Origin of the sequence: Pseudomonas sp. O230, assembly GCF_045447035.1 — a bacterium.
Classification (GTDB): Bacteria; Pseudomonadota; Gammaproteobacteria; order Pseudomonadales; family Pseudomonadaceae; genus Aquipseudomonas.
This window is the reverse complement of record NZ_JBJGXN010000003.1, coordinates 464,874-488,053: the sequence shown is the minus strand read 5'-3', so window position 1 is coordinate 488,053 and position 23,180 is coordinate 464,874. Positions and strand designations below refer to the sequence as shown.

Annotated in this window: 18 protein-coding genes and 4 pseudogenes; 11 read left to right on the top strand and 11 right to left on the bottom strand. The window is 57.0% G+C overall.

The genetic code is table 11. The features are described from left to right. Nucleotides 1-47: 47 nt before the first annotated feature. Nucleotides 48-281, top strand: a pseudogene (locus ACI77H_RS08650) (hypothetical protein); the annotation flags it as partial. A 305-nt stretch (nt 282-586) separates the two neighbouring features. On the opposite strand, the gene ACI77H_RS08645 reads toward ACI77H_RS08650, so the two are convergent. After that, the gene (locus tag ACI77H_RS08645) at nt 587-1,216 is read right to left on the bottom strand and encodes a LysE family translocator (RefSeq protein WP_407011487.1); all 630 of its coding nucleotides are present in this window, start codon (nt 1,214-1,216) and stop codon (nt 587-589) included. Between the two features lie 231 nt (nt 1,217-1,447). Then, a complete protein-coding gene (locus ACI77H_RS08640) occupies nt 1,448-2,404 on the bottom strand; it encodes an AraC family transcriptional regulator N-terminal domain-containing protein (protein WP_407011486.1) in 957 nt (318 codons plus the stop codon). A 174-nt stretch (nt 2,405-2,578) separates the two neighbouring features. Between ACI77H_RS08640 and ACI77H_RS08635 the strand changes: the two genes are divergently transcribed. From ACI77H_RS08635 to ACI77H_RS08625, 3 genes and pseudogenes are all read left to right on the top strand, one after another. After that, nucleotides 2,579-2,704: a hypothetical protein gene (locus ACI77H_RS08635; RefSeq protein WP_407011563.1), complete on the top strand. Its 126-nt coding sequence runs from the start codon at nt 2,579-2,581 to the stop codon at nt 2,702-2,704. 179 nt (nt 2,705-2,883) lie between these two features. Then, the gene (locus ACI77H_RS08630) at nt 2,884-4,152 is read left to right on the top strand and encodes an MFS transporter (RefSeq protein ID WP_407011485.1); all 1,269 of its coding nucleotides are present in this window, start codon (nt 2,884-2,886) and stop codon (nt 4,150-4,152) included. A 178-nt stretch (nt 4,153-4,330) separates the two neighbouring features. Then, nucleotides 4,331-4,759, top strand: a pseudogene (locus ACI77H_RS08625) (cupin domain-containing protein). A 72-nt stretch (nt 4,760-4,831) separates the two neighbouring features. Here ACI77H_RS08625 and ACI77H_RS08620 read toward each other — a convergent pair. The 5 genes and pseudogenes from ACI77H_RS08620 to ACI77H_RS08600 all read right to left on the bottom strand — a co-directional run. Then, nucleotides 4,832-5,050: pseudogene (locus ACI77H_RS08620) on the bottom strand (transposase); the annotation flags it as partial. Between the two features lie 165 nt (nt 5,051-5,215). After that, entirely contained in the window at nt 5,216-6,151 is a 936-nt protein-coding gene (locus ACI77H_RS08615; protein ID WP_407011484.1) for a diguanylate cyclase, read from the bottom strand. Between the two features lie 11 nt (nt 6,152-6,162). Further along, on the bottom strand, nt 6,163-10,713 hold the full coding sequence (locus ACI77H_RS08610; protein ID WP_407011483.1) for a CHASE domain-containing protein: 4,551 nt from the start codon (nt 10,711-10,713) through the stop codon (nt 6,163-6,165). A gap of 96 nt (nt 10,714-10,809) precedes the next feature. Next, entirely contained in the window at nt 10,810-11,934 is a 1,125-nt protein-coding gene (locus tag ACI77H_RS08605; protein WP_407011482.1) for a response regulator, read from the bottom strand. 627 nt (nt 11,935-12,561) lie between these two features. Further along, nucleotides 12,562-13,540 (bottom strand): annotated as a pseudogene (locus tag ACI77H_RS08600) (transposase). 193 nt (nt 13,541-13,733) lie between these two features. On the opposite strand from ACI77H_RS08600, the gene ACI77H_RS08595 reads away from it, so the two are divergent. Next, nucleotides 13,734-15,860 (top strand): TonB-dependent receptor family protein, encoded by a 2,127-nt coding sequence (locus ACI77H_RS08595; RefSeq protein ID WP_407011481.1) that lies wholly within the window; start codon nt 13,734-13,736, stop codon nt 15,858-15,860. 42 nt (nt 15,861-15,902) lie between these two features. Here the strand turns inward: ACI77H_RS08595 and ACI77H_RS08590 are convergent, their stop codons facing one another. Together ACI77H_RS08590 and ACI77H_RS08585 are read right to left on the bottom strand one after the other, a co-directional pair. Beyond that, complete coding sequence (locus tag ACI77H_RS08590) at nt 15,903-16,382, bottom strand: VOC family protein (RefSeq protein WP_407011480.1); 480 nt, start codon at nt 16,380-16,382, stop codon at nt 15,903-15,905. Between the two features lie 74 nt (nt 16,383-16,456). Beyond that, nucleotides 16,457-17,071 carry a dihydrofolate reductase family protein gene (locus ACI77H_RS08585; protein ID WP_407011479.1) on the bottom strand — a complete coding sequence of 205 codons (615 nt, stop codon included), beginning with the start codon at nt 17,069-17,071 and terminating at the stop codon, nt 16,457-16,459. A 149-nt stretch (nt 17,072-17,220) separates the two neighbouring features. On the opposite strand from ACI77H_RS08585, the gene ACI77H_RS08580 reads away from it, so the two are divergent. Beyond that, nucleotides 17,221-18,201: a hypothetical protein gene (locus ACI77H_RS08580; protein WP_407011477.1), complete on the top strand. Its 981-nt coding sequence runs from the start codon at nt 17,221-17,223 to the stop codon at nt 18,199-18,201. Nucleotides 18,202-18,336: 135 nt separating this feature from the next. Here the strand turns inward: ACI77H_RS08580 and ACI77H_RS08575 are convergent, their stop codons facing one another. After that, on the bottom strand, nt 18,337-18,729 hold the full coding sequence (locus tag ACI77H_RS08575; RefSeq protein WP_407011476.1) for a GFA family protein: 393 nt from the start codon (nt 18,727-18,729) through the stop codon (nt 18,337-18,339). A 132-nt stretch (nt 18,730-18,861) separates the two neighbouring features. On the opposite strand from ACI77H_RS08575, the gene ACI77H_RS08570 reads away from it, so the two are divergent. The 4 genes from ACI77H_RS08570 to ACI77H_RS08555 all read left to right on the top strand — a co-directional run bounded on the left by ACI77H_RS08570 (nt 18,862) and on the right by ACI77H_RS08555 (nt 21,198). Beyond that, on the top strand, nt 18,862-19,266 hold the full coding sequence (locus ACI77H_RS08570) for an antitoxin Xre-like helix-turn-helix domain-containing protein (RefSeq protein ID WP_407011475.1): 405 nt from the start codon (nt 18,862-18,864) through the stop codon (nt 19,264-19,266). Beyond that, on the top strand, nt 19,260-19,952 hold the full coding sequence (locus tag ACI77H_RS08565) for an RES family NAD+ phosphorylase (protein ID WP_407011474.1): 693 nt from the start codon (nt 19,260-19,262) through the stop codon (nt 19,950-19,952). Before ACI77H_RS08570 ends, ACI77H_RS08565 begins: the two co-directional genes overlap by 7 nt. A gap of 207 nt (nt 19,953-20,159) precedes the next feature. Beyond that, nucleotides 20,160-20,483, top strand: coding sequence for a hypothetical protein (locus ACI77H_RS08560; protein WP_407011473.1), 324 nt, complete (start codon nt 20,160-20,162; stop codon nt 20,481-20,483). A gap of 151 nt (nt 20,484-20,634) precedes the next feature. Beyond that, nucleotides 20,635-21,198, top strand: a complete 564-nt coding sequence (locus ACI77H_RS08555; RefSeq protein ID WP_407011471.1) for a chorismate mutase — start codon at nt 20,635-20,637, stop codon at nt 21,196-21,198. A gap of 4 nt (nt 21,199-21,202) precedes the next feature. Here ACI77H_RS08555 and ACI77H_RS08550 read toward each other — a convergent pair whose 3' ends face one another. Continuing rightward, nucleotides 21,203-21,592 (bottom strand): c-type cytochrome, encoded by a 390-nt coding sequence (locus ACI77H_RS08550; RefSeq protein WP_407011470.1) that lies wholly within the window; start codon nt 21,590-21,592, stop codon nt 21,203-21,205. Between the two features lie 212 nt (nt 21,593-21,804). On the opposite strand from ACI77H_RS08550, the gene ACI77H_RS08545 reads away from it, so the two are divergent. Then, nucleotides 21,805-23,178, top strand: coding sequence for a glutamine synthetase family protein (locus ACI77H_RS08545; RefSeq protein WP_407011469.1), 1,374 nt, complete (start codon nt 21,805-21,807; stop codon nt 23,176-23,178). Nucleotides 23,179-23,180: the final 2 nt, after the last annotated feature.

Here is a 23,180-nt window from a genome sequence, read left to right as displayed (position 1 = left end):
CCCGTGTACGCATACATCGTCTCGCAATTTGCTATTACATGGGTACCGTGATCGTGCAACCGGTCAAGGCAGCAAAGAAAAAGAAAGTCTCAAAAGGCTTCACGCCTAGGCTGAGAGTCACGCTGCTGGTGGGAAATGAATTTGAAGGCAAGATGCGCGAGATGCGCGAGATGGTACATGAGGCGGATACGCTGGGCTCCCTAGTTGCAGAGCAAGAAGCTACTAAGACGGCCAGAAAGAAATTCAGGTTTGTTGAAGTGGTGTCGGTCAAGTCGATTTAAGTGGGCGCTCTCACTTGGCTCGCTCGCCTAGCATTGAACCGCGTTCGGTTACCGTGGGCCACCCTACCGGTTCGTATCGATTGAGGCCTCAAACATTAGGGTACGGTAGTCGTATCGCGGACTGGCTTAACACCATCACCCCATCCAAAATCTCAATGCTTAACTGGTCGCCAGTCCCATGCCCCATAGCTGACGTTGGCGACAGGCAGAAATCGACCCATAGCGGATATCTCGTCTAGGTCACGGTATGCGACGGTGCGGATCGGCAAGGAAAATATTTTGCCAAATCGGTGTGCCTCGACCCTTTAAAGCGGCCGGTTGAGCACCAGTAAACGTGCCGCCAGAGCGGCCATTACCGCAGCGAAGCCATAAGCACCAAGGCGTTTAGATATCATGCCTTTGCTGAGGCGCCCATGCAGCCGTCCGGCGCAAAATCCGAGCAGGGTATGGAAGATCAATGCGATCAGCGCAAGCAATAAACCTAAGAACATCAATTGCGAGGTGACGCTGCTGGCACCTACGGTGACGAACTGCGGCAGGAATACCATGAAGAACAAAAGCGCCTTGGGGTTTAACAGGCTGTTGAGCGTGGCTCGGGCAAAGATTTTCCGAAGCGAAGCCTGTGTAGCTTGAGTATCAGTGTCCGCGGGAGGAGTCTTCAATGCCTGCCAGGCCAGCCACATCAGATAACAAGCCCCGGCCCACCGCAGCAAGTCAAACGCAGGTGCCCAACTCATCACCAGCGCACCGAGACCTGCGCTAACCATGACGGTCATCAGCACATCGGCCAGGGTTATTCCTAGTGCTGCGGCGAGGCCGGCGCGCCAGCCGTGGGCAACTGCATGGCTGCTGACGATAGCCATGTTAGGGCCAGGCACGATCAGCAACATCAAGGCGGCAACAATGAATAGGTTGAGGTTAGTGGCGTCCGGCATAGAGCAAAACTTCCTTGGGTGAGGAGTAATGCTAACCGGTAGTAGTTAGGCAGAAGCAGATACAGTGGGGATGGATTTGGCCGCAACAGTCTGGTGTGGAGAGGCAAAATAATCCGTTCGACAGCATGGTGAAACAAGTTCGATCGGCTGTTATTGGCCGATTTCGCTCAGTCGTGACAGACAGAAGTCGGCCAAAAGCAGCCAGTCGACAAGAACGTCACTCATGATGCATCACGTTTTTAATGTGCTGTTCCTGCCTACATCGAAACTATCTGCCCCCCCCCGCAACACCGCAATGTCCCGCTTGGGTGGTGCGCCAAACAGTCGACTGTACTCGCGACTGAACTGTGAGGGGCTTTCGTAGCCGACGTTGAACGCTGCACTCGATACATCCAAGTGTTCATTAAGCATCAAGCGTTTTGCCTCGTTCAACCGCAGCCATTTTTGGTACTGCAATGGACTCATCGCAGTGAGTTGGCGGAAATGGTGGTGAAAGGTCGGTGCGCTCATCTGTACTTGTGCGGCGAGTTCTTCTATGCGAAGCGGCGAGGCATAGTGCAGTTTTAGCCAGTCGATCGCCTTCGCAATCCGATAGCCCTGCCCATCCACAGACGTGATCTGGCGCAATCTAGTAGCCTGGTCACTCAGCAGCAGTCGGTAGTGAATTTCTCGCTGAATCAATGGCGCCAGTACAGGGATCGCCTCGGGCTCCTCCAGCAGCTCGAGCAGACGCCCAATCGAGGCTAACAAAGCCGGGGTCGCTGAGCTGATTCCCACGCTTTTCCCAACGGCGTTATCACCACTTGGCGGCAGGCTGCCCTGGGCGATCAACTCCGCCAACATGCGCAGGTCGAGCTTCAAAGTCAGCCCCAAACAAGGCTGCTCAGGGCTCGCCACCAGCACTTCTGAATTGGCGGGCAAGCCCAGCGAGGTAACCAGAAATCGCGATGTGTCATACAGATAGCCTTCACCGCCGACCCACAGGCGCTTCTCGCCTCGAGCGACGAGAATGATGCTTGGCTCGACCATGCAGACAACTGGGGGTGATGGGTGTTCACGCCGAAAGAAACCGAGACCAGCAATAGGCGTTGGGTAATCACCCGGTTGAGTGATCCGAGCGCCAATGATCTGCGCAAGAGCCTCTTGGGGCGATGTGTTCTTAGCGTGGGTGTCGTTCTTGATGGTCATGGGTGCGTATACCTCGTGAACGAACTCTAACTCGCCAGCCCGTGCCCTTCCCACCCAGAAAGCGAAAGCTCATCGGATTAGGCAAGTAATCCAGCGAAATGCGCTACAGGACAGACGAGCAGCGCCGGAGAATGTGCCCCTAGCAGGCAACAACTCAACGGCAAGGAATATCACATGAAAAGCATGCTGCTGGCCTTAGGGCTGCTCATCATTCCGGGAGCAGGTCATGTGGATCTGTACGATCGCGTCAGCCTTATCCCGTTCGCCAAACTGACTGCGTTCTTCCAGAGAAATCTGTAGTGATTGATCGGTGCCTGAGGTAGGCACCGTTTCTCTCGCGGTACTGATCCTGGTTCCGCTTTTCAGCATCTGTACCACGCCCAAGTCCCCTCTTCATAAAGGGTTCGTGTGATGACAGAGACCACACGTCTGTTAATTCCACCGGCAGTGCGCATCGAGATACCCAGGTTCTTTTATCCATGACCGATCAAAATGTCTCCCCGCAAAATCGCCCGCAATCCTGGGGCGCAGTTTTCGCCATGTCGCTCGCCGCGTTTGCGCTGGTGGCATCCGAGTTCATGCCCGTCAGCCTGCTGACGCCCATTGCAGCCGACCTGCACATCACTGAAGGACAGGCCGGCCAGAGCATTTCCGTCTCAGGGCTGTTCGCTTTGCTGACCTGTCTTGGCATCGTAGCGGTGGCAGCACGGGTTGAGCGCAAACGGCTGCTCCTGTCCCTTACGATGCTGATGATCGCTTCCGCAACGGTGGTGGCCTGCGCGCCGAACTACACCGTGTTTATGGTTGGCCGCGCGCTTATCGGCGTCGCCATTGGCGGCTTTTGGTCCCTGTCTGCGGCTACCGCCATGCAGCTGGTGCCGGATGACCAAGTGACACGCGCTCTGGCAGTCGTCAATGGCGGCAATGCCCTGGCCACAGTGATTGCCGCGCCCCTTGGCAGCTTTCTAGGTGCGCTGATCGGCTGGCGGGGTGCGTCTTTTTGTATCGTGCCGGTCGCCGCAATTGCCGCCCTATGGCTTCTGCTCAGCTTCCCCAAAATGAAGACCGAGCGTCGTTCCGCCAGCGGCAATCTATTCAGGCTAATGAAGAGTGCGCCGGTGGCATTGGGCATGCTGGCGGTCAGTGTGTTTTTCATGGGGCAGTTCATGCTGTTCACCTATTTACGACCGTTTCTGGAAGCGGTCACCCACGTCAGCGCTTCAATGCTGTCGCTCATGCTGTTCGTTTTAGGGGCGGCTGGCCTCGCGGGTACTTTCCTGATTGAAGGCTTCCTGAAGAAAGGCATGTATCGGACGTTGATCGCCATTCCGATACTGATGGCCGTCATTGCCCTTGCGCTTCTTGTGTTTGGATACTCGGTGGTAACTGCGACCGTCTTGCTCGGCTTATGGGGGCTGGTTGCAACAGCAGCACCGGTAGGGTGGTGGTTATGGCTCGCCAAAACACTGCCAAATGACTCGGAAGCGGGAGGTGCACTGATGGTGGCCATTGTTCAACTGGCAATTGGTTCCGGCGCAACCATTGGCGGTCTGGCATTCGATCTTAGTGGGTATCGAGCGACTTTCGAGTTGAGCGCTGCGGTGCTGGTGGTTGCGGCCGTGTTTGCCTACCTGGCTGGACGTGCATCATCAAGAACGCTTGCAGCTACTGGGGATGCCCCAGCCTGCGGGACACAAGAACACCCTCGACAGCATCAAAGCGCTCTCGGAAATCGACTTTCGCAATAGGCTAGAAGAGGTTCGAATTGTCGACGCTGGTTTACCCCGGAGTGCCAATCGCTTTGCCTCCAGATGTGTATGCGCATTTTGCTATATGGGCGGGTGCTGTCGTAAGGCCAAAACTACCTGCCACGTCACAAACTGGCCTCGGTGTATCGCGGCAACGCCAATTATAGGAACAGACGTTATGAGCACAGAAGCACAAACCATCCTCCGTAACGGCACCCAACCTTCCATCAAAGGCCTTGAAACCTGGTTTACCGGCGCCGTTCGTATCGACAGACTTTTCCAAATGCAGGAGCCGGGTAGAACCGGCGGTGCCATTGTGACGTTTGAGCCCTCCGCTCATACGGTCTGGCATTCGCACCCGCTCGGTCAGATTCTGGTCGTGCTTTAAGGGGTTGGCTGGACTCAATGCGAAGGTGGCGCGCGAACTGAAATACGCGCCGGAGACATTGTGTCGTGCTCATGCGGAACGCGGCACTGGCATGGTGCGGCTGCGACCACGGCAATGTCGCACTTCGCGGTTACCGAAATGCTTGATGGCAAAAACGTCGAGTGGATGGAGCCAGTGACTGATGAGCAATACCAGTTTGGCACCCTTGTCACCGAGTAATCCTCGGGTGCGCTTTGCTAGGCATTGAAACGATATCGGATCGCGTTCGATACGGCGCCGCTTGCAACCTTTTTCTTGCCGTATTCGGCGCCGTAAATCCGGCTCCAGATCACGCACTACGCTCTCGATTTCGTAAAGCAACTGGATGTAGCGCAGGGCCTGCTCGGCGAGCATGCTCTTGTTGGTCGCGTGCAGTTCGAAGAGCTTGCGCCGCGCATGAGCCATGCAACCGATCTCGATCACACCGAGTTCGAAGCTGGCCTTGTAACCCCCAAAATCATCACACACCAATGGCAGCTGTTAAAGCAGTGTGATCGAGCCTCCAGCGCTCGGACTATTACCAGAAGGCTTTCGATATCAATGACTGTTACAGGGTCAAAAGACGCATGGGGGATCGTAAGTAATCTTTTGCATGATGCTGGCTCCAAAACATGCAATCTGCAACGAGAAAAACCCTTAACTGGACGACATTGCAGATGAACAAACCCGCGCCCTGCCCGCGTTCTTCGCTTTGTAGAGTTGCTTGTCCGCAGCTTCTATCAAAGTCTCGAAGCCTAGTTCGCCAGTGGGCGTCAATGTTGCGACGCCTAGAGAGATAGTCATCACGTGATCGACATCAGAAGTAGAATGCTCGATGCCCAGCGCTCGGACACGCTTTTGCATTTTTTCTGCAATGTCGACCGCCCCCGAAAGAACGGTATTGGGCAGAACGCAGGCGAACTCTTCGCCACCATAGCGCGCGACTAGGTCGTAGGGCCGTCTAACCGTTTCAGATAACGCTTGAGCAATGGATTTCAAGCAGCCATCTCCAGCCTGGTGCCCGTACTGGTCGTTGTAGCGTTTGAAATAGTCGACATCCACCAAAATGAGCGATAGCGGCTTTTGCTCACGAAAGCACAGACGCCAATCCGCCAATATGTCCTCATTAAATTTGCGTCGATTGGCTACCCCAGTAAGACCATCTATCAAAGCCATGGAACGCAGCAGATCGCTCTGTAGTTTCAGGGTTAGATGTGTTCGCACACGTGCTCTGACAATGGTGGTATTGATGGGTTTACTGATGAAGTCCACCGCGCCAAGCTCCAGACCTAGCACCTCATCTGACTCCTGTTGCTGTGCGGTAATGAAGATGATGGGGATGCCTTGGGTTGCAGGGTCAGACTTGAGTCGACGGCAGACTTCATGCCCGTCCATCCCCTCCATGACTACGTCCAGCAGAATCAAATCGGGCAGTTGGGTCTGACATACGCTGATTGCCTGCTCACCGCTGGTGGCCATGAACACATCACAGTCCTCACGAAATAGCTCATGAAGTACCAGGATATTAGTCGGTTGGTCGTCGACAATAAGGAGTTTGGGACGGTTAAAGGAATGTGATAACCAGGTTTCCATCGATTGTTCCATCAGGCTGATCTCAACAGGTCACGACCAATCGGCATCGCAGCGGTGAAGTCTAGCGACTGCACCCTGAGAACAAGTTCGTCGAACTGTGGACGCAGGGATTGTGGCGTTTTTGACGCCAATGCGTCTGCCATTTCTATGGCTTGAAGGTTACCCGCTTCCAACAACAGCAAAATCTCCTCTAGGGACTCTCTCCATTGCGCCGGCGCCATGGAGTCGTCGTCAGCACTGCTTATTACACGCGGGCTCTGGCCAAAATCGACATTCATTTGCTCAAGGCTTTGTTGCAGCAACCTGCTCAACTCGTCAAGCCATGTTGGGTCGACCAAGAGGCTCGCTACAGAATCTGCATCTCCGTGTATTAGTGTGTGCTCCAGGTTGCCGGCCAGCAGCGACAACGCCTTGGCCCCCATGGTGCCGCTGCTACCTTTAATGGTATGGAGTACAAACGCGGCTCCCGATGCATCTTGCCGCTGGATCTGATCGCGCAACTGGACAAGCTGTTTTTCCATCTCTGGGCCAAAGGTACGTAGCACCTTGCGAATCAAGTCGAGGTCACCACCAAAGCGGTCAATCGTTGATGCACGAGACTCTATAACGCCTTCTCCTGTATTGGCTTGTCCCAAGGCTAAAGATGCCTGGCTATCTTCACGGCACGCTTGAAAGAGCAGCGTTACGACGAGTTTTTCCAGGTCTATCGGTTTGCCGACATGATCATTCATCCCCGCAGCAAGACAGGCTTCCCGGTCGGTATTGGAGGCATTTGCGGTCATCGCTACTATCGGCAACGCTGCAAAGCGCGGATTCGATCGAATGCGACGAGTCGCCTCCAAGCCATCAATATCCGGCATTTGGATATCCATTAATACGACGTCGAAGGACACACGCTCATTCATCACCTTGCTCACACCTTCCAGCCCGCCTTCAGCCAGTGTCACCTGCGCACCTTCACTTGTCAGTAACTCATCGGCGACCTGGCGATTGAGCATGTTGTCTTCCACCACCAATAGTCGCAGCCCGGCCAGACGCCGTGGCCTGTCAACCGTTGACCGAGGAAGGGGGGAATGCAGCAGGTCTTTACCCTTGAGTGCTCGCTGAACAGCGTCGGCTAGCTGCTTGGGAGTGACAGGTTTGGTGAGAAAATCCACGAAGGGTGCATCTCCAGCCTGATGGGCGTCGGCCAATACCTCGCGGCCGTAAGCAGTGATCATAATGACCATCGGAGGTGGCACTCCGTTACCCTGCTGATGGATCAATTGCGCAGCGCTCAGCCCATCCATATCGGACATCCGCCAGTCCATCAGCACCACGTCGTAGGCCTCACCTAGCGCCTGGGCTTTCTTCACCCATTCCACCGCATGCGTGCCACCACTTACGCGGTCAGCCTTCCATCCCAATGCATGAACGGTTCGCAACAGCAATTCACCCGCCATGGCGTTGTCGTCGACGACCAGAATCCGTAAGGGCACATCGACTCCAGTAAAGGCGGATCTCGGCAGTGACGTCGGCGCTACATCCAGAGTGATGTCGAACCAGAAACGACTCCCGACACCTTGCTGGCTCTCCACCTCCAGTTCACCCCCCATCAAGGTGACCAACCGCTTGCAGATCACCAGCCCCAAACCTGTGCCACCAAAGCGCCGGGAAGTTGAAGCCTCGGCCTGAGTGAAGCCTTCAAAAATGCGCTGAAGCTGTTCCGGGCTGATACCAATGCCGGTATCAGAAACGGCGATGCGCAAGCTCACAGCATTTTCCGTGCGTTTCAGTTGTTGAACGCTTACCACGACCTGGCCTTCCAGGGTGAACTTGAGGGCATTACCCGCCAAGTTGATTAGTACCTGTTGCAGTCGCAGGCTATCGCCGATCAGGTCGTTGGGTAAATTGGAGTCCAGGTCGAACATGACCTCAACCTCCTTCTCGCCCTGGTTACCTGCCAGCACTACAGCGAGGTCACGCATGAGCGGTTCGAGCTCGAACGGGTGCAAATCGAGTTGCAACTTGCCAGCCTCAATCTTGGAGTAATCGAGGATGTCATTGAGCAAACCCAGCAGCGATTTCGCAGCGGTCTGCGCTTTGGTCACATAATCGAGTTGGCGACCATTCAGGTCAGTGTTCTGCACCAACTGCAACATACCCAGCACAGCATTCATTGGCGTGCGTATTTCATGGCTCATGTTGGCCAGAAAAGCAGACTTGGCCGCACTTGCCCCATCAGCTTGTTCCTTGGCGTAATGCAGGCGCGACTCGAGTTCGCGCTGGGCAGTGATGTCCCGATTGATCCCGGTCACGCGCAAAGCCACACCAGCATGATCCCGTTCAATTTGCGCACCAGCGTGGATAAAGCGGATCTGGCCGTCCAGGCGAACGACACGGAAAATTGTGTCATACACATCAGTCCCCTCGACGGCAGCATTCAGCTTTGCAGCCGCTGCCACGACATCCTCAGGGTGAACACGTGAGTACCAGTGCATGTAGCTCAGACCGGTATTGCGCAACGTCAGTGGCTGCCCGTAGAACTCGAACATGCGGTCATTCCACTGCAAGTTATTGTCCGCCAACGTCCAAGACCAAACGCCCAATTCGGCTACTTCAGCAGCCATCAGCAGTTGATCGTGCACCGTCATCAGTTCGCTACGTTGTTCCAGTGTCGTCTTCAGGCTCGCAGCCAACTCCTTTTCTGCCGCTTTACGTTCGGTGATATCTACCGCAATCCCCAGGTAACCGCTCAATACCCCATCGGCATCGCGCATGGAGGTAACCACTAGCGTGACAGGAAACCGCGAGCCATCCTTGCGTGTGTAAGTCCACTCTCGGGTTTCTGCGCCTTCAAGCTCAGGTTTATGGGTAAGCACACGGAAACCGTCGATAGTCTGAGCGTACTCCTCGCTCAGCTCAACGCCACGTGCAGCGACTTCCTCTGGGACATGGAAGAGCGCCGGGGTGTCTTTGCCTACTAATTCATCGGCGTCATAACCCAACAAATGCTCGGCGCCTTTGTTGAACACACGGATAACGCCATCGAGATCCGTCGCAATGATGGAAACCTCAGTAGCCGAGCGCAGCACCGTGTCCAACAACAGATTGAGATGCCGCAACTCGGATGTTCGTTGCGCAACCTGCTCTTCCAGGTTGGAGTTGAGTTCAAGAATTCGGGCCTCTGCGACTTTTTTCGCCGAGATATCCCTTAACGTCTTGGACGCCCCAATGACGCGACCACCCTCGCCATAAATGGGGGAGATACTGACGGAGACATCGATCAGTCGCCTGTCTTTGTGATGGCGTTGCGTATCAAAGCTGCCGATACGCTCACCCGCCTTGATCTGCGCAAGGATATGAGCTTCCTCTGTGACAAGTTCTGCTGGAACAATCAGATTGGCGAGTGTCTGTCCCACCGCTTCCTCGGCGGTGAACCCAAAAAGGCGCTCGGCTCCTTTGTTCCAGTTGGTGACGACGCCATCGAGGGTTTTTCCAATAATGCCATCGCCCGAGCTTTCAACGATGGAAGCCAGCCTTGCCTGCTCGGCAAATATCTGTCGCCGACGTTGACGGCTGACACTCACGACACTCGCCAAGGTCGCCAGAAGAAGCGTGAGAAAACCACCGAAAAACAGCACAACTTTTGGTGAGACCTGATGTAGGCGCTGAATAAACAGCGAATTTGCGTCGAGTTCGATTTGCCACCGCCTCCCGTATACCTCGCGCTCCAGCTGATGCGTCATCAGCGTTTTTTGGCTAGTCGAGTCGTTGCTGCTTTCAAAAAACAGTTTCTCTTGCCCTGGGACAGTGATATCCCTCAATCGAAGCTTTACCGTCTCATTTTCTATGCGCAGGCCTTTGAGTACCTCCTCGGTCTGCAACACAAAATAGCTCCAGCCAAAAGCTGCGGCCTCTCGTTCAGCAGCGGTCGCCGGAGTCACTCCGCTGCGAAAGATGGGCATCAACACCAGGAAAGACTGCTGCGGTTTTCCTAGGGCCTGTATAAGCGTTATGGGCCCAGTGATCCTTGGCACACCACTCTGTATCGAGGATTGTGCCGCCTCTCGCCGAGATGTTTCTGAAGCGATGTCCAAGCCAATGGCAGGCTGGTTACCCTCGAGCGGTTCGACATACAGAACTACGTAACGCTCACCCGAATGGGCAGAAAATTGACGAATGGAAAAGTCAGCTTTACCGTCGGCTCGAACGTGCTTGAGAAACTCGCTTTCATCCTGTTCCGGCACACGCCTGATAAAGCCCAAGGCACTTGCACCAGGGAACTCGGCAACGAGGTCGCGCGTCTGGTTATAGTGGTCAAAAACCTCACGACTGATGCCATTTTCGCCCGCTGTCAGCAACGCTCCACGAGCACCTCGCAATCCATACTGGTAAAGATTGAGGCGAGCCAAAACCAAATCAGCGGCGTCTTCGGTCGCCTTTGTAATCGATTCTTGAGCCTGCTGTTCGTTGATGCGCTCAAGGATCCAGCCACCCAGAATGCTTGCCCCTAAACCCACTGCCAGAGTGATAGCTACTCCCCAGTTCCATGCAAAAAACTTATGCTTTCTCACCCGCATTGTCCCATCGCAGAAGGCCTTCAGCCTTCCAGATTAAAGTTCAACCCCTGTTGGGGGGGGGCCGCAAGATGTCCAACCTGCAAGTCACGAACACGCTCAGGTCAGGCCGGCTAATCGTTGAAGTCTGTCTATGTCTGCTTCGGGTTCGCCGTTGTTCATGGCGGCAGCAAGGCGCATCACCACTTGTTCGCGGCGAACTTGCATGTGGGGCAACGCATAAATTGCGCCTATCAACTCGCGTAGAACCATAGGCAGCCCCCAGCGCGCTTTCAAGCGCATGGCAAAAGGCGCTGAAAAATCACGGACAGCGTGGGTAAGCGTTTCTTCGGTCACGCTGTTGCCCTGGTTCTCCCATTTCTGAGTTTGGAACAGCACACAGAGTTCGCCCATGCGGTGCAACAGGGCGGCACTTTGCAGCGGAGCGGGATCCAGACCACATTGTTGAGCCAGGAGCACAACCCTTTCAGCTAAACGCTCGGCATCATCCAGATGAGCCTGGATGAAAGGCATCAGCATGCCGTCAGGTTGAGTATTGGTCTGTCGCAGGGCCTGGCTGATCGCCAGATTCACGCTGGAAAGCCCTCCCAGCCGCGCCAAGGCACCGTTCAAATTCGTGCATGGCTGCCCGAGCCCGAGATACGCGGCACCGTTGGCGGCGGCGATCAAGTGCGCACATAGCGCCGGGTCATACTGCCAATCATTGGCGAGTTCCCGCAAATCCATCACCGCCCCGCCATAGCCGAGCTGAAGCTTGTCTTTTACCGAAGCCAGTAAAGGCAAGTCCAACTCTGCCGCAGACAAACCACTGAGATAGCTGATCAGGTCTTCATTGTTGACAGTGGTCGCTCGGGGGGACTCATCCAGCGGAAGGAGCTTATCCAGGCATTGTACGACGCGCGAAACCTGGAATGGCTTGGTGAAAAAAGCGCTGACTCTCAGCGATTTTACCGCCAGCACACTGTCTCGATCAGCGCGCCCGGTGATCATGATCAGCGGCGTGCTTTGATCTTTTTCGCGAATTTTCTGCAACAGGTTGACGCCGGGGGCATCCGGTAGATTCCAGTCGGCCATCACCAACTGATAGGTACTCGGCTGCCAAGCGTCTAAAGCGCTAGCGACATCGATAAAGCAATCGACCTGAGCAACCGGACGGATGCTCAACACGAGCTGTTTTAAAAGATCTGATATCCAGGGGTCATCGTCCAGAATCATCACGCGCATTCGGTAATCCTTACTGGATTGAAACGCAACATAGCAACGTCTTAGTGACGGACTATCAGCCAACAGCAAACATAAACGTCGTTGAGATCAAGGGGGGAGTTGTAACCGAGCGATTTGGGTAAATCACGGCAATTTCGCTTTGGATGATGGCTAGATAGCATCCTTGAAGGGTTGAATCTATTCCTGACCAGCTAACTATACAAGCAAGCAAACAGCTCGCAGGTGAAAAGGAATGCGCAGGTTAATGCATGAACGCCGCGATGGCGGAATTGCTTGAGTGGTTCGGTCCTGCAGCTCGCTTCCCTAGGCCCACAAAAATGCGCTACCCCCTCTGACTCACGGATCCAAGCAGTCTTGGCTAATGGCCCGAGCGGCAGTCGCCCCATAGTGTTTCGGCTGGTTTTACGCCAACATTTATGGACTGTCCTGGCATTCTTCCAAGGGAACACGTCCCGAATGGCTGCAACGGGTCCAGCGTGTGTAAAAAAGCTAGATCCCGTTTCGATCTTCAAGGCTGAGCGGCAGTCCGGCTTCGTAGCCTGATCAAGGCACGATGTCCCTTCCTGATGAGCTAAACCGCCCCAGCAACGCGCCAGATCATCGAGAGACGTAAAAACAAGCCGGTTTTTAGGCCGTTAGCGCTTTCATCAAATGATGGGTACCAATGATTTTCATGACCCGTTTCAAGTTGTAGGCGAGCACATTCAAGCTCATCTGCGCACTCACCCCGGCCAGCTTTCGCGTCACAAAGTGCGTCGCCCCCATCCATTGCTTGAGCGTCCCGAAGGGATGCTCAACAGTCCGCTTTCGGACTCGCATCGTGCAACGATCAAATGGTGCTGAGTATCGACCGCTGTCTGCACGTTGTAGCCGACGACTCCCGTGCCGCGCGTCATCATGGAGCGAGCGTCTGGATCGGTCAGTGAGACCTGTTTATCCGGCGATTCATTGAGCTGGATTTCGATCGCTTGAAGCTCCTTCATTTGAGTTTTGAGCTTGGCGATTTCCTCCTCCAGCCGCACAGCGCTGGGCTCGGAAGCTGTTGGTGCTTGCCGATCGGCAGCATCGAGTGCCGTCAGGTAACAGTTGATGCTCGATTCAATTTCTTCCATTCGCCGCTTCAGTTTGGCGCGGGTGAAATTGCGGTCGCGGTTGTTGACTGCTTTGAATTTGCTGCCGTCGATGGCCACCAGATTTTCTCCGAACAACCCCAACCGCTGACACAGCACCACGAACTGGCGACAGACGCCTCGGATGGCCTGCTGTTGTCTTTTCGGAAGTTGGCAACGGTCTTGAAATCGGGCATCAAGCGGCCGGTCAGCCACATCAATTCGACGTTACGCTGGGCTTCTCGCTCCAGGCGCCGGCTCGACTGAATGCGGTTCAGATAGCCGTAGATGTAGATCTTCAGGAGGATCGTGGGATGGTAAGCAGGCCGGCCAGTATCGGCTGGAATGGCACCTTCAAAACCCAGTTTGACCAGGTCGAGTTCGTCGACAAAGACGTCGGCTACGCGCACCGGATTGGTATCGCTGAAGTAGTCATCGAGGCTCACGGAAAGTAAGGTGCCTTGGCCTCGATGTTCACCTTGGATAAAGCGCTTCATGGGCGATCCCTGCGATGCAATCCTCAGAAATCATAGCAAGGGTTCGCGACGGCGTTTTTACGCACTCTGGGCCGTATGCAGCCCCTGACGAAGCCGTTGACCTGGCCAAAAAACAAAATTGCCATGTGTTCCGCTCGTTAGTTCATACGTCGCAGTTCTCACTGCGTGTTCCTGTCTGTCTGGAGTTTTCTCGATGTCCTCGCCCAAATCCCTGCCCGCTGCGTTGTTGGGGCTGGCACTTGCCTGTCCGGCCATGGCCGAGGCCGAAGGCCTGGAGCTGGGACAAGTGCTGATCCAGGCTGAGGAGCGCAGCGGCGAAGACCCGTCGGTCGAGGACGCCAAGGCCCGGCTTGCCCAGGTGCCCGGCGGCACCAATGTGGTCGACCTGCGCCGTCCCTTGCAGGGCCGCGTGGCCAGCAACCAGGATGTGCTGGCTTATCAGCCAGGGGTCTATGCCCAGTCTGCGGGCAATGAAGGGGTGAAGATTTCGATCCGTGGTTCCGGGATCAACCGTGCACCGGGCGCCCATGCCTCGGGTCTATACACCCTGCTCGACGGTCTGCCGCTGACCGGCCCGGGCGGCACACCCTACGAACTGCTGGAGCCGCTGTGGCTCGACCATGTGGAAGTGCTGCGCGGCGCCAACGGTTTCGACAGGGGCGCGCTGGCCCTGGGCGGCGCCATCAATTACATCAGCCACACCGGCTACGACGCACCGCTGTTGCAGGTGCGCTACGCCACGGGCAGCCGCGGATACCAGCAGCGTCAGGTCAGCTCCGGGCAGGTGTTGGGCGACTTTGATTATTACGTGTCTACGACCGATGCGCGCGCAGACGGCTACCAGGACCACACGGCCAGCGAGAGTCAGGGCGTCATCGCCAACTTCGGCTATCGCTTCAACCCGAACCTGGAAACACGCTTCTACCTGCGCTATCGCCAGACCGACAACGACCTCGCCGGACGGGTGACCAAGCACGCCATCGAACACGACCCACGGGCGGCCAACCCCGCTTACGTGACGCGGGACGACAACCGCGAGCAGCCGGGCAGTACCTTCTTCGGCAACAAGACCACCTACTACATCGATGACGATTCGAGCCTCCAGACCGGCCTTGTCTACCACGACTATCCAATGGACTTGCGCGAAGGCCCCAACCGCTTGAAGGTGGCATACACGGATGTCAGCGGCACCTTCGACTACAAGCGTCGCGACACCCTCTGGGGCCTGGAAAGCCATAGCACGCTGGGCCTGCGCGTGACCAAGCACCTGCCCAATGCCGGCGCCAGCGAATCGGTGCGCATCCCCACCGGCAACACCGCCGGCTACGCGCCGGGCACGCCGATTCGCAACTTCACCTACCAGGGTTCGGACACCGTTTTGCATGTGGGCAATGATCTGGAGATCGCCGACGACCTGTGGCTGACCACCGGCCTCGCGGCCATTTACACTCGCCGCGAAAGCGCCGTGACCTTCCCGCAAGGTGGCGGCAAAACCAGCCTCAGCGACTGGGATTACGCCCCACGCGTGGGCCTGCGCTATCAGCTGACGCCGGATTTGCAGCTGTTCGGCAATCTCAGCCGCTCGGTCGAAGCCCCACACCCGTGGTCGCTGATCTACAGCTCCAACATTCGCTTCCCGGCGGGCAGCGGTGCCGCCACAGGCGCCCAGCGCGATCCGGTCAAGCTGCAAAACCAGACCGCGACCACCCTCGAACTCGGCGGCCGCGGCGACAGTGCGATGGGGCAATGGAGCCTGGCCTGGTACTACGCGCAGGTGCAGCACGAATTGCTCTCGGTGTTGCCGGATGCCAATGCCGTCACGCCTTACGAACTCAACGCCAGCCCGACCGTGCATCAGGGCGTGGAGGCCAGCTTGCAGAGCAATCTGTGGTCACCCGATGATGGCGGTCAACTGAGCTTGCGCCAGAGCTACACCTTCAGCGACTTCCACTACCGCGACGACGATCGCTTCGGCGACAACCGCCTGCCAGGCCTGCCGATGCATTACTACCAGGGCGAACTGCGCTACGACTGGCCCCAAGGCTTCTTCGCCGCGCTCAATACGCAGTGGGTGTCCAAAGTTGCGGTGGATTACGCCAACAGCTATTACGCCGATCCTTATGCAATATTCGGCGCGACCGTGGGCTACAACGCGCCCAAGGACGACTGGCAGACCTGGCTGGACCTGCGCAACCTGACCGGCAAGCGTTACGCCGCCACCGTTACGCCGGGCTACGACGACAAAGGTCTGGACGCAGCACGGTCGACGCCGGGTGAGGGTTTGGCGGCGTATGTCGGGGTGTCGTGGAGTTTGCGCTGACCTTCTGAGCGGTCCAGGCAATCCATTCGCAAGCAGGGTTGGTTAACGCTTCAAGGCCGCTTCAATCGCCGCAACATCGATCTTGCCCATCTTCATCATCGCGTCGAATGCGCGCTTGGCCACCGCGCGATCGGGATCGGTGATCGCCGCCGTCAGGACTCGCGGGGTGATCTGCCACGACACGCCCCACTTGTCCTGACACCAGCCGCAGACGTTCTCCCGGCCGCCGTTTCCGACAATCGCGTTCCAAAACCGGTCCGTTTCGGCCTGGTCGTCGGTCGCTACCTGGAACGAGAACGCCTCGTTGTGCTTGATCCCCGGCCCGCCGTTCAACCCGAGACACGGGAGGCCCATCACCGTGAACTCGACCGTCAGGACGTCGCCCTGCTTGCCCGCCGGATAGTCGCCGGGGGCGCGGTGGACAGCGTTCACCGTGCTGTCCGGGAATGTTTCGGCGTAGAACGTCGCGGCGTCCAGGGCGGTGCCGTCATACCAAAGGCAAATTGTGTTTTTGCTGATCATTTTGGCTCTCCAAAAGTGGGACTGACCTTTCATTCCAGCTGCGCAGCCAGTCGGGACGAATGTGGCAGTTTGGCCTACTCAACGTCTTCGAACGTTCCCGTACGGATGTCGCCGCTGCGCTCGTAGCGGCTGATCAAGACACCGCCCGGCGTTGTGATCGAGTGCGCCAGGGTGAAGGTCGTCGCCAGTGCATCGTCGCCGAACAGGCGCTTTCCGCGCCCCAGTACCACCGGAAATGTCATCAGCCGCAGCTCGTCGACCAACCCGGCCGCCAGCAGTTGGCGCACCAGATCACCACTGCCCTGGGTCAACAGCCGTGCGCCGTCCTGCTGCTTGAGCGCGCCTATCGCGTCGGCAACGGTGCCCTTCAATGCATGACTGTTCTGCCAATCGAGCGTATCGGGCCGGTGGGTGGCTACGTGCTTGGGCACGCGGTTGAACAGGCCGCCGATGGGATGGTTGTTTTTATCGGGCCAATACCCCGCGAAGATGTCGTAGGTGCGACGCCCCAGCAGCAACTCGAACGGCTGCGCGAAAAGGTCTTGAATGGCCTGGCCGGAGGCTTCGTCAGCGTAGGGCACGATCCAGCCACCGAAACGGAATTCGCCGCCGGGATCCTCGTCAGGGCCGCCGGGCGCTTGAATAACGCCATCGAGACTGATGAAAGCAGCAACGGTGAGCTTGCGCATGGTTTTCTCCTGGCTCGTCTTCGTGAAAGTGCTCTTGCAGGAAACACCGACGATCAAGCGCATTCCCAACGATAGTCGAACCCGACACCGGGAAATCGACAGCGCGATGTACGGATGACGAGCCCTGCGAAAGGACCGAACCCTTGCGAGTGACGAGCCGCAGCAGGCACGTTGATGCGCAGTGGATCGGCCTTGCTGAAACAGCTCAATGCCAGCTTCACAATTACGGCGTATCTTGGCCGACATTGAGCGTCTCAACGCGGCCACTCCAAGGAAGAACAATGATCATTGCGTCCACTTCAACCAATGCGGCGATGTCTGCCTACACGTCTGCCGTCGAAGCAAAATCTGTGGCCGTCGCGCAAAAATCCGTGGTTCAAGATGAACAGGCCAGGGCGCAAAACGAGGATTCGGTGAGCTTGTCCAACACGTCTACCGATTACAGCAACTCGATTATCGGCAATGCACCGTTCTTCCCGGTTCGTTCGGGGATGAACGCCGACGCGCTCGTGCTAGGCGCATCCAAACCTGGCGCGATCTCCAGCTCCAAGGACAAGACCTTTGCCGAAGTGGCCGTGGATGCCCGCAAGCGCATGAATGACAAATACGCGCTGATGACCGCCAGCGGCAAACCGTACACCGGCAGCGATGAAGACCGTAATGCGTTGATGGGCGATCTGGACCGACGTTCGCTGAACGCCGTCGCCACCAATCAAGGCGGAACATTCACCGCGCAAGAACAAGCCTCGGCACAAGCATTGATGCGCCAGCAAGCCCGGCTCGCCACCGGCTATTACAGTGGCCCGGCGGACCAGCAAAAAAACTGGAAAGACCCGTTTATCAACGACCCTTTCGGTCGAGCCCGCGCAGCGCTGGCTTTCATGGACAACATGAGCCCCGAAGAAAAATCCTCCCCCGAGTGGTTGACTCAGAAGTTGTCGCTGGAAGCGGCGCTCAATCAGAGCGGTGGCACGGATCCCGCCGAGAAAAAGACCGGGCACTTTCACAACCTGGCTGAAATCCTCGCGGGTGTGGTGACGGATGGATCTGACAACAAACAATCCGGCAAAGCCAAAAACGCTGACCCGAGCATCGAGATCCTGAAGAAGCTTCAATCGCTGACGTCCTGACGTCGTCGAGCCCAATTCCTGTAGGAGCCAGCTTGCTGGCGAAGCGATCCCGACTTTTGCGCAGCCCTTGCGGTTGCCATCGCTGGCAAGCCAGCTCCTACACGTTCTTGGATCTCTGGTCGGGCAGCGTGCGCCCTACTCTTCAAAACGGCCCGTGCCCTCACGGTCGCGTTCGTATCGTCTGGTGAGCGCAAATGCTGGCAGCCAGGACTCGCGACGGACGATCCAGCTTTCGTAGGTGGGCGTCAGTTGATCAGGGGCATCCAGCGATCCCAGGCTCACTTCGATTTCGTCGTCGGTGCGGGCGAAAACCGACGAGCCGCAGCGTGGACAGAAAAACCGCCCGGCGTAGTCGCGTGTTTCGCCGGTGATCGTCACCGCACTCTCGGGGAATATCGCGCAGGCGTGAAACAACGCGCCATGATGCTTGCGGCACTCGAGACAATGACAAAGGCCGACCCGGTACGGCCGCCCTGATGCCTTAATTCGCACATTGCCGCACAGGCAACCGCCAGTGAAAGGGTCCATGCTGCGCCTCCTCTGAAATCGTGCGATCGCAAGGCTTATTACGATAGCAGCCACCACTGGTCGCGACGAACTTGCCCCACAGACGCTTTTTACCTAGTTTTGAATCTATAGATTCAATTTGAGGTATTGAACATGGCCGTTGCCCTCCAGCAACAAGCCTTCACCAAAAGCCAGTGCGTAACCGGGCTGCGCGCGGCTGTCAGCATCCTCGATAAATGGCGAGCCTCCAGCGATCAGGCCTGCCGCATCCTGCGCATCTCTCGCAGCACTTACACCCGCGCCCGCCAACGCGATCCCGACTGGGCCGTGGCGCTGGACGCAGATCAGATGCAGCGCATCAGTTTCGTGCTCAACATCCACGCCGCGCTGCGCCTGGTGTTCGATAACCCGGAAAACGTCTACGGTTTCCCCTCGATGGCCAACGACAACGAATTCTTCAACGGACGCTCGCCGCTCGAGATCATGGCTCAGGGCGATATGATTTCCTTGTATGAGACCTTTCGGCGCATCGACGTGCTGCGGGGCGCGCAATGGTAAAGCTGAGCGAGCTGGCAGTACTTGCCGGCGAGCCATTGCAGGCCTATCGACTGGTCAATTCCAAGTTCCCACCGGTGGCGTTGTTTGATGACGTGGCGGATGCGGACGAATTTGAAGCGCTGTATCAGATCCAGGAACTCACCAACCCGCGACTGAAAAATGAAGTGGGTCGCCTTGAGCTGATTCGCCGCAGTGAAATCCCGTTCGGCATTCCTGGCTGCTCTTACGCGACAGCGCCGTTCACCCACGTCAACCCGGCAGGTTCGCGGTTCAGCGATGGCCGTTTCGGGGTGCTGTACCTGGCGGACACCCTGGAAACGGCGTTGGCCGAAGTGAAACATCACCAGAGTCTGTACTGGTCGAACGTGCCGAGCCTGAACTATGAGCGGTTTGTTTTCCGCGGGTTGTCCTGCTCTTTTGTGGATGCAGGGATGAAAGATGCGACGTCCATTGCGATCACCGATCCTGTTTATGATCCGGTCGATTACACCGACTCCCGGCGTTTGGGGACGCGGGTCAAAGAGGCGGGTTGTCCTGGGCTTCGATACCACTCGGTGCGAATGCACGGCAGTCATTGTTGGGCGTTGATGACGCCGAAGCCGGTTTTATCGGTGATTCAGGCGGCGCATTACGAGATGGTCTGGAATGGGCAGGTGACGAGTGTCAGTCAGATTCGTGAGGCTTGATTGCGTTGTGCCGAAATGAACACGGGCGCCTTGATTGGCGTCCGTTTTTTTTGTGGGTTGATGTTTACCAGCTAGCGTAGGGGATGCCCAATTAACCATCCATTGCTGACGTCGATAGTCACCATCAATTCAATGAAGTTCTCTTAAAAACTCCGGGGCGTAACATCGCATCCATACCCACCAATAACTCCCCCGGAGCACACCCTCATGAAACGCCAACTCTTCCTCAGCATCGCTTTCTCGGTTTTTGCAGTTAACGCTTTTGCCGCTTCTTCTGCTAAATCAGTTGTCGCTGAAGGCGGCTCGGATCGTCTGATTGAAAGCCGGGTGGCTGAAGGTGGTTCCGACCGCCTGATCGAAAATCGTGTGGCTGAGGGTGGTTCCGATCGCCTGATCGAAAATCGTGTGGCTGAAGGTGGTTCCGACCGTTTGATCGAAAATCGTGTGGCTGAAGGTGGTTCCGATCGTCTGATCGAGAATCGTGTGGCTGAAGGTGGTTCCGACCGTCTGATCGAAAGCCGCGCCGCATGAATGAATAGCCCTACCGCGGCACTCGACAAAAAGCCCGGCCTCACCCGCCGGGCTTTTTCGTGCACAAATAAATCAGCGCCCCTTAATGCCACTGGCACACCTGTGATACATAACACCTGATTGCGAGTCCCGTACCCAATGAGGTTTGCCCATGTTTTTCTCCCCACGTCTGCTGCTGACCTGCGCCCTGTCCGGTTTACTCGCTTGCGGCGCGCAAGCCGGCACGCCCTCCCCGGCGCCGGCCAGTTTGCAACCGCTGCTGGTGACGATGAACGAACGCCTGAGCATGGGTGATCTGGTTGCGCTGACCAAATGGGATAGCGGCAAACCGATCCTCGACAGTGCGCGGGAAGCGCAAGTCATTGCCAACGCCAGGAAGATGGCCGTGGATCGAAAATTGAACCCGGACGAGATCGCCGAGTTGATCGCCGCGCAGGTTGAGGCCAACAAGCTGGTGCAATATGGACTGCTCGCGCAATGGCTAGCGGCGGGCAAGGCGCCTGACACGCCACGGCCAGACCTCGCCAAACAGATCCGGCCACGGCTGGATGAGTTGCAAAATCGCCTGTTGCAGCACTACGCCGATTTCGCGCCCTATCGCAAAGATCCGAACTGCGCTCAGTGGCTGGCCAAAGCGCGGTCCGCGCTGATCAAGGATCAGTTGCATGGTCAGGCACTGATTCGTGCCACCGGGGATTTGTGCGTGACGGATTGATGGGTTACTGCGGCTGAAACGTCTGCAAGTACGCCAACACATCCTCAATCTTTTGCGGATCACTGAGCCCCCAGAAAATCATCCGGGTGCCGGGCACCACTTTCTTCGGCGCTTCGAGGTAAGCCGTCAATGTCTCGCGAGTCCAGACGATACCGGCAGACTTCATCGCCTCGGAATACTGATAGTCCGCCACGCTACCCGAAGTACGGCCGAAAATGCCGTTGAGTTGCGGGCCGAAGCCGCCCCGGGCCGATTCCCCGACTTGATGACAGCCACCGCAGATCCGCGTGAATAATTTCGCCCCGACGTCAACATCACCCGCCGCAACGGCGGGCGCGCAGAAGAACCCTGCGTTGAGCACCATGGCTACTGCAAGGGCTATGGTTTTCATCATGTTCGGTTCCAGATCAGTGGGTGATGACGCGAACGCAGACTAACTGAAAGGACCGGTTTTGATCACCAAAACTTGCGCAATCCAACAGTAGGCTAAGCTTGGATCAGCTCATTGCTCACGATGCTCGATTCTGCAGGGTTGTTGGTTGTTCTGGAGAGCGTCTGCAACAGCTATCTCAGACAGACCCAACCCTTTCACGCAGGATTGACGTGATGACCGAGCCCCTCCTCAGCTTTGATGCACTCAAGCGCGCCGCTGCCGCGGGTGAAATCGACACCGTATTGGTCTGCATGGTCGACATGCAGGGACGCCTGGTCGGCAAGCGCTTCCAGGTCGAGTTTTTCATCGACAGTGGCCATGAAGAAACCCACTGCTGCAACTACCTGCTGGCCGACGACATCGACATGGAACCGGTGCCAGGTTACGCCGCGGCCAGTTGGAGCAAAGGCTATGGCGACTTCGTCCTCAAGCCTGACATGTCCACGCTGCGTCGCGTGCCCTGGCTGGAATGCACGGCGCTGGTGCTCTGCGATGTGCTCGATCACCACCATCGAAAGGACCTGCCGCACAGCCCGCGGGCGATTCTGAAAAAACAGGTCGAACGCCTGCGCGAACGCGGCTACACCGGGATGTTCGCCTCGGAACTCGAGTTCTATTTGTTTGATGAGAGCTACGAGGCGATCCACCAGCGCAACTATCACCAACCGAAAACCGCCGGGCATTACATCGAGGATTACAACATCCTGCAGACCACCCGCGAGGAGCCGGTGCTGCGGGCGATTCGCAAGCATCTGCAAGCGTCCGGCATTCCCGTGGAAAACTCCAAGGGTGAATGGGGCCCCGGCCAGGAAGAAATCAACATTCGTTATGCCGATGCCATGACCATGGCCGACCACCACGTCATCATCAAGCACGCCTGCAAAGAGATCGCACAGCTGCAAGGCAAGGCGATCACGTTCATGGCCAAGTGGCGCTATGACGCCGCCGGTTCCAGCAGCCATATCCACAATTCGCTGTGGGACAAAAACGCCAAGAAGCCGCTGTTCTTCGACGCGAAAGCCGAGTTCGGCATGTCGAAACTGATGCGCGCCTGGGTGGCCGGGCAACTCAAGTACGCCAACGACATCACCTGTTTTCTCGCGCCCTACATCAATTCATACAAGCGCTTCCAGGCCGGCACCTTCGCACCGACGCGGGCGGTCTGGAGCCGGGACAATCGCACCGCCGGCTTTCGTTTGTGCGCCGAAGGCAGCAAATCCATCCGCATCGAATGCCGCATCGGCGGCGCCGACCTCAACCCCTATCTGGCCTTCGCCGCGCTGATTGCGGCGGGCCTGGCCGGTGTCGACGAGAAGCTCGAACTCGCGGCGCCGTTCGAGGGCGATGCCTACCTCGACGAGCAACTGCCGGAAGTCTCGAAAACCCTGCGCGATGCCTGCTCCGCCTTGAAAGGCTCGAGCATGTTGCGCGAGGCGTTCGGCGATGAAGTGGTCGAGCACTACGTGCACACCGCCGAGTGGGAGCAAAAAGAGTACGACCGGCGGGTCACCGACTGGGAACTGCAGCGCGGCTTCGAGCGCTATTGAGC